6 protein-coding genes and 3 pseudogenes are annotated in these 6,000 nt (G+C 52.5%); 2 read left to right on the forward strand and 7 right to left on the reverse strand.

Features of this window, described 5'->3' with window-relative positions:
* Positions 1-78 precede the first annotated feature (78 nt).
* Positions 79-243, reverse strand: a complete 165-nt coding sequence (locus JSY17_RS21305; RefSeq protein WP_162880439.1) for a DUF6021 family protein — start codon at positions 241-243, stop codon at positions 79-81.
* A 139-nt stretch (positions 244-382) separates the two neighbouring features.
* Between JSY17_RS21305 and JSY17_RS21310 the strand changes: the two genes are divergently transcribed.
* Complete coding sequence (locus JSY17_RS21310; protein ID WP_206402886.1) at positions 383-787, forward strand: DUF4124 domain-containing protein; 405 nt, start codon at positions 383-385, stop codon at positions 785-787.
* Between the two features lie 45 nt (positions 788-832).
* On the opposite strand, the gene JSY17_RS21315 is transcribed toward JSY17_RS21310, so the two are convergent.
* From JSY17_RS21315 to JSY17_RS21340, 6 genes and pseudogenes are all read right to left on the reverse strand, one after another.
* A complete protein-coding gene (locus JSY17_RS21315; protein ID WP_232849582.1) occupies positions 833-1,450 on the reverse strand; it encodes a hypothetical protein in 618 nt (205 codons plus the stop codon).
* Between the two features lie 363 nt (positions 1,451-1,813).
* Positions 1,814-2,083, reverse strand: coding sequence for a DUF6966 domain-containing protein (locus tag JSY17_RS21320; protein ID WP_206402887.1), 270 nt, complete (start codon positions 2,081-2,083; stop codon positions 1,814-1,816).
* Positions 2,080-2,631, reverse strand: a complete 552-nt coding sequence (locus tag JSY17_RS21325) for a hypothetical protein (protein ID WP_206402888.1) — start codon at positions 2,629-2,631, stop codon at positions 2,080-2,082. The genes JSY17_RS21320 and JSY17_RS21325 overlap by 4 nt, the downstream gene beginning before the upstream one ends.
* Positions 2,592-4,925 (reverse strand): annotated as a pseudogene (locus tag JSY17_RS21330) (DUF637 domain-containing protein); the annotation flags it as partial. The pseudogene JSY17_RS21330 and the gene JSY17_RS21325, both read right to left, overlap by 40 nt.
* Positions 4,925-5,194: pseudogene (locus tag JSY17_RS21335) on the reverse strand (transposase); the annotation flags it as partial. The pseudogenes JSY17_RS21335 and JSY17_RS21330, both read right to left, overlap by 1 nt.
* A gap of 180 nt (positions 5,195-5,374) precedes the next feature.
* Positions 5,375-5,665 carry a hypothetical protein gene (locus JSY17_RS21340; RefSeq protein ID WP_263943136.1) on the reverse strand — a complete coding sequence of 97 codons (291 nt, stop codon included), beginning with the start codon at positions 5,663-5,665 and terminating at the stop codon, positions 5,375-5,377.
* A 170-nt stretch (positions 5,666-5,835) separates the two neighbouring features.
* Here JSY17_RS21340 and JSY17_RS21345 point away from each other — a divergent pair.
* Positions 5,836-5,922, forward strand: a pseudogene (locus JSY17_RS21345) (IS5/IS1182 family transposase); the annotation flags it as partial.
* Positions 5,923-6,000: the final 78 nt, after the last annotated feature.

Raw genomic sequence — 6,000 nt, forward strand, 5'->3', positions numbered from 1 at the left:
TTTTGTGGGAGGCAGCTTGCTGGCGGTGCCATAGCCCACCATCGACCTGTTTACGCCTTCAAAGGGACACGATTGGCCTTACTTTTCCGGATTGTAAGGCGGGTAATCGTCCTGGGTGCCCTTCTCCTTGGCCGGCGTCTTGGCAGGCTTCACAGGGTCCATCTGCGGATCTTCGGCATCGGGGGATTCCGTATTGAAATCCGGGTCGTCAGGGTTGCCAGTCTTCGATTTATCGCCTGTCATGCGTACCTCCAGTCAGATCGGTTTGAGTCTGATACCTGCACGTCAGAAACCCACTGGCCATCAGAGTGCGATACAACAGACCAGCGGTAGCCGCAACTCCGTGCAAATGCTAGCCTTGCGCCTTCAACGGAGAGACCTCATGAAATGGCCTTCACTGGCGCTGGCAGCCGCAGCGCTGAGCTTCAACGGCACCGCTCACAGCGAAATCTTCAAATGCACCTCACCTGAAGGCCATGTGAGCTTCGCATCCATCCCCTGCGCCGAAGGCGACGCAAACACCTCCATCCAAAGACAAGGCCCGCCCAAAATGCTGCGCCAGGGCGAACCGGTAGACCATGCCCACAAGGTCAACCTCAAAGCCACCGAATACCTGAAAATCAGCGGCCGCGCGAAGGTCAATGTCTACGAGACGGAAAGCTACAAGCAATACCAGCGAGACAGACCACCGCCACCGACTGCAGTGTCGCAGTGCAAGAGCCCGCTGTATGACAGCCAGTGTTTTGATCCGTCGGGTGGGATGTCTTCGAAGAAAGTGGGGAAGTAATGGTGAGATATAAGGGACGCATGGGGCGCGTCCCTTTAGTTTTCGTTAGCGCTTAACCTGAGGAATAATCAACGGCACATAAATCGGCCCCGCTGGCGCAGGCGGCTTCACTACACCCTCGCTCTCGACCACTTTTACGCCTTTGCCTTTGATCGCATCGAACAGACGCACAGTTGCATCGCCATCGATATATCCGCCTTCATCAATCATGGCGCTCAAGGCAAGCTGGCGTCGCTCTTCAGTCAACTGCACCTGCTTGTTCTTGAGAAACGAATAGAGCGACACCGTCCTGAGTGCGGCCAGATCGACCCGGGCAATTTCCGTGTACTTCATCTGTTTGGCATCCCAGCCTTGCACATAAAGCCCGGTTGCGGTCAGGGCGTAGGTGCAGAAGTAATATGGGCCAGTGGTCGAGCCAGGCGTGGAGACGATGACCGAACAACGTCCGTGCTGGGTGATCGGAGTGTTCAGATCGGGGACGTCTTTGACGATTTGGGACGAGAATTGTGTTCGGTCGTAGTAGATGGTGGCTTTGTCGTAGGAGGTGGTGTTGCAGGCTGATAGGAGGGTTGTCAGGCACAAGGGAAGTAAGAGTTTTAGGGTTTGCACTGGAAGCGCCTTGAGGGAGAGAAAAATATATAATAAAGCATTATAAATACTCAAATTAAAGACCACAAAAACACCCACACAAAAAAAAAGCAGCAATACATATCAAAATTAAAACTTATTAAATTGAATTTTGGACCTATACATCAAACATTTCACCCCACCCTCAATAGAACCAGCACCTCCAACAAAGCCAATATAAAACATAGCACGACAAACCCAACCAAAATTACGGAAGGTGGATTTACGCCTCATATACCATAGAGCTTCAACAACCATCACGACCGCAGACGACCCCGATCGAGCTCCAGACAAGCATGTCCTTGGCGCTAATTCAACCACGGTATAATACCCCAAACCCCGGAACTCTAGCCACTCATGACGTCGATCTGCCCACGCCGACTTTTCATAAAAACCTAGTCATCGACACAACTTATAAAGCTCCGAACGCAACTCATCAAATTTATCATTTTCGCGCACCAAAACTTTCCCACCAAAATAAAGAACAATATCATTTAGAGAACCACTACCACCATACATCCTCAGCACAGTATTGTATAAGATAGATGCCTCGGACTCATCATTACTACCAGCCCGTCGTATAGCCTCAGCCCAGTCACTAATTCCGGCCATATCGAGGAGGGTTGCCATCTCCTCCAGTATTACTAAAACACGCTCATATTTATTCATTTTAGCGGCTCCGCGTCCAAGACTTTCACCCCTTCAATCGCCCAAGGTTTAACCACCACTATCTGTTCCGTCCCACCTATATAGAACCCCTCCTGAACACCCACCTTACCGACATAAACTGTTGTCCCTGCTGGAATTCTAACAGCAAACGAGGTATCAATCGGTGATTGTGCACCGTTTGGCCAGACAGGCAGCACAGCCTTATCAATACGACTTTGTATGATCCCACTGGGTTTCTCCTGGCTAAAAAACTGTCCTAAATCTCTCTCAGCAGTGCCTGCGCGATATAGGAGAGTATCGCTTTGCAGCACAACCTCTTTGTAAACTCCACCAGAAAACGTTTCTGCAAGCTCATCGGCAAGTGGTCCTGGCTTTACTGCTGAGTACTCACCTCGAGAGATACCCAAAGTCGGCCTTATGACGTTTCTATCGACTAAAGTTCCAGCCTCAAGGTCCGTAAAGGAACTACTTGGATTCAAATTATTTGGTGTCGAACCATTGGTAGCATTTACGCTATTTTCTGCACGAACCCACTTCCCCCCACCCACTTGACCGCAACCCCACCAATCGTCGTCGTAATCAAGCCGCTGACAGTGTCGAAAATAAGCTCGCCAGCTTGCTGCTCGGACTGTGCAAGCAGTTGATCCCCTACACGCTCAAGCCCTTGAGCAGGAATAGGGCTGGTTGCCCAACCGGCTACTGAACCCGCAGCAGACCAAACACTCTGCGCAGCTCCCGCCAAAGTATCCCACGGATGAGTGACGGTACTGACTATACCGCCAAGGACCTCACCTGGCCATTTGATGAGGGCGTTGGCAGCGCCGATGCCCCTCTCGGAAAGCATGTAGCCTAACGTTTTTGCAGGGTCGTATCCGTCAAAAGTTATCTCGCTCTTATCAAGCCCCTTGCTGGCAAAGTAATCGTCGTAAAGGGCTTTGTTGTAATCCTCCAGAGACCAGCCACCTTCCTGCAAGGACTGAAGCTGAATAGCGCGTGCTCGCTCTTGCAGCTCATATTCACGCTCTTTATGCAACGTCTCCATCTTGCGAGTGATCGCTAACTGACAACCTTGAACATCACCTCCCTTTGCTGCACACGCGCTCCGGGCCTCATCAGCAATCCTTATCTCTCTGTGTGACAACCAGTTGTACTGGGTAGCATTCGCTGCAACTGCTGCTGCAATGCCAACATCCGAGTCGTTGGCCGCTGCACCAAGCACGCCAACAATCTGTGACAAGGCCAGCAAATTGGCCTTGGCCCGATCATACTCAGGCGTGCCCTCTATGAGATTTGGAGGCAGGAGCTTGTCCCCCAACAACCCCACCAAAACCTCATTTGCGCCACCAGCAAGAGCCCCAGCGCGGAAGTCACCGCCCATAGCTTCAGCTAACAGGCCACCCAAACCAGCATGCAAAAGAATCTTGGCGATACCACCGTCAGCGAGGGGCAAGTCTCCGATTTTCCCAGCAACTGCGGCACCACCGATGCTAGCTGCCGTACCCGCTGCCGCGCTTACCAGATTGTCCGTGAAGCTCCCGCCATACACAGCTGTTTTGATCGTTGCATCAGCAACTGTTTTTATAGCGGCAGTTTTTACACTTGCGGTGGCAGGGTTGTAGCCAAGCCCGTCAGCCACTCCTGCGGTAGCCACTGCCACCGCATACCCTTTGACGCTGTCCTTTGAGGTAACGTCTTTCAGAACCTTCCCGAGGTTCCCTCTGTTGTCAATCGTACTGACGGTTGCTTTTGTCGCGACACTGATGGCACCAGCCTGTGCCATAGTGCTAAAACTGGCCATCATGGGCCCCATGACAGCTGCCAATGCGATTGCAATGATTATCTGCGAAGCAGGGCCCAACCCTGAGTTGCTGTACTTAAAGCTCTCGTGAATTTCCTTCACTTGACGCCAATCTACATCTCCGCGCTTCTCGGCATCCTTGAGCCAAGCCAGTTGCGGGTCGGCCTGTACCATGGCATCAATGGTCTGACTGACGGTTTGCTGATCAATATGCTTAATATCAATTTTCAAACCATTGACGGCCTTGATACTCAGCTCACCTTTGGCAACCATCTGCGTCTGACGCAAGGTTTCATCAGTCCTACCTTTACCTTTGGATGAGGTCCAAAAGGCGTCGTTATTGCTCTTGGTATGACTCTCATCATGCAAGTCCTTCACCCCCTCAAAGGTGATACCACCACCACTTTCAAGGGTCAGATCGTTGCCACTGGTAAGCTTGGCCACCTGGTACAACTGGTCGCCGCCACTCTCTAGGGTCAGGTCGCCGCCGGAGGTGATTTCGCTACCGACATTGCGGATATCGGTCACTTCATCCCGCTTGGTCTTTTTGGCGCCGAAGGAGCCTTTTTTCTTCTTGTCGTAGAGGTAGTAATCACTGTCCTGTGCGGCCAGGAGGCTGAGGTTTTCGCCTGCAGACAGGTTGGCGTTTTCACCTGCGGTGATGCGGCTGGAGATGACGGCCAGGTCCTGACCGGCGTTCAGGGCAATGCTGCCGCCGGCATTCAGGTCGGCGGAGACCTGTTTGACATGGTCGGTCTGGACGGTGAGTTTCTTGCTTCTGGACAGGGAGTGGGTTTCGTCTGCCGCCGAGCTGATGGTCATGTTCTCGGTCGCGGCCATGGCGATGTCGCGCTTGGCGTCGATATCGCTGGCTACAACATTGATATCGCGTCCCGACAGGGCCATCAGGTCACGACCGACGCTGACGCTGGCGCCCAGTTGCGTGATGCTGGACTGGGTATTCGCGCCCTGTACCTTCGATGTTTCGGTTTGTGCCGCGCCGATATTCAGGTCACGACCGGCAATCAGGCTGAGGTCGCGACCAGTGTCAGACGCGCGAACTGACGCATGGGCGTGATTTCATAGAGCGCCTCTTCCATGGCCGGATCACTCAGGGAAAACCAATTTTGCAGCAGGTGAATGCGCAGCATGGTTTCCAGTGGGTAAGGTTTTCGACCACCCTCGCCTTGGGGTAGAAAGGCTCGATCAGCTCCAGCAGGCCTGTCCAGAGTACGACCTGATCCATCTCGCTCGCGGCGGGTTTGCTTGCGCTTGCCGACGTACTCGAAGTCGGAAAAGCTCATCTGGCTCAGGGGCAGCTCGGATCAGGTAGTCAGACGATTTCGCATACCCGGGACTTGTTCGGAGACCCCCTAGCTCTTTGAATTCAGGAGCAATTCCCTCAAAGGCGAAGATTTAAGCACTTTATATTTGTAGCCCCTCGAGTCGAGTTGGCATAGTAGCAGCTACCTCGCCGGTTACTTTTTCACCAACTAAACCTTAAGGAAAATAGAAAAATCCGGACCAAGTTCACATCTCAAGCTTTCAGCCAATCGCTCTCCCTCCAGCTTGAATTCGCACTCTAACTCCTCGCTGTTGAATCCAGAGTTTGGTGGATAATCAGCATCCAGTGATTCGTCGTATAGAGCTGCCCACTTTGATAGACGCAACTGAAGCTCTTTAGAGATAGGAAGCTCGCAAGGAGCTATGTCACCATACTCATCGGGAGACATATTCCAAAGCGGGTGACACTGATAATCCGCCATCAATTTTATATTTTTCACTTAGCGCTCCCCCTTGGATTTGCACCGACGACAAAACCGTTGTTGCCAACAGTCACAGCAATCCGCTGCAGCTGCTCATTAATAGTTAACTCATAATTATCGGCCAATAACCAACGGCATCTCTTACGTGGCCGACCTCGATTAGAGGGAATGTGCACACCCTCCAATCGAAGAGATGCCGTTGGCTATTGGCCGATAAGGGTTATGACGCGGAGTCCTTGCGGCAGTATTGCGACCGCTACCGAATGCAGCCGGTGAGTAAGCGTCCGGCGAACTCACCTTGCGTAAGTCAGGCCGGCATCCACTGATGCGGCAGTAACTGCCCGATCTCACTG

Source organism: Pseudomonas capsici (assembly GCF_017165765.1).
In the GTDB taxonomy this organism is placed as follows: domain Bacteria; phylum Pseudomonadota; class Gammaproteobacteria; order Pseudomonadales; family Pseudomonadaceae; genus Aquipseudomonas; species Aquipseudomonas capsici.

Bases quoted from the DNA above. Each gene is read 5' to 3' on its own strand.
- JSY17_RS21305 (WP_162880439.1), bottom strand. From the start codon at position 243: ATGACAGGCGATAAATCGAAGACTGGCAACCCTGACGACCCGGATTTC.
- JSY17_RS21310 (WP_206402886.1), top strand. From the start codon at position 383: ATGAAATGGCCTTCACTGGCGCTGGCAGCCGCAGCGCTGAGCTTCAAC.
- JSY17_RS21320 (WP_206402887.1), bottom strand. From the start codon at position 2,083: ATGAATAAATATGAGCGTGTTTTAGTAATACTGGAGGAGATGGCAACC.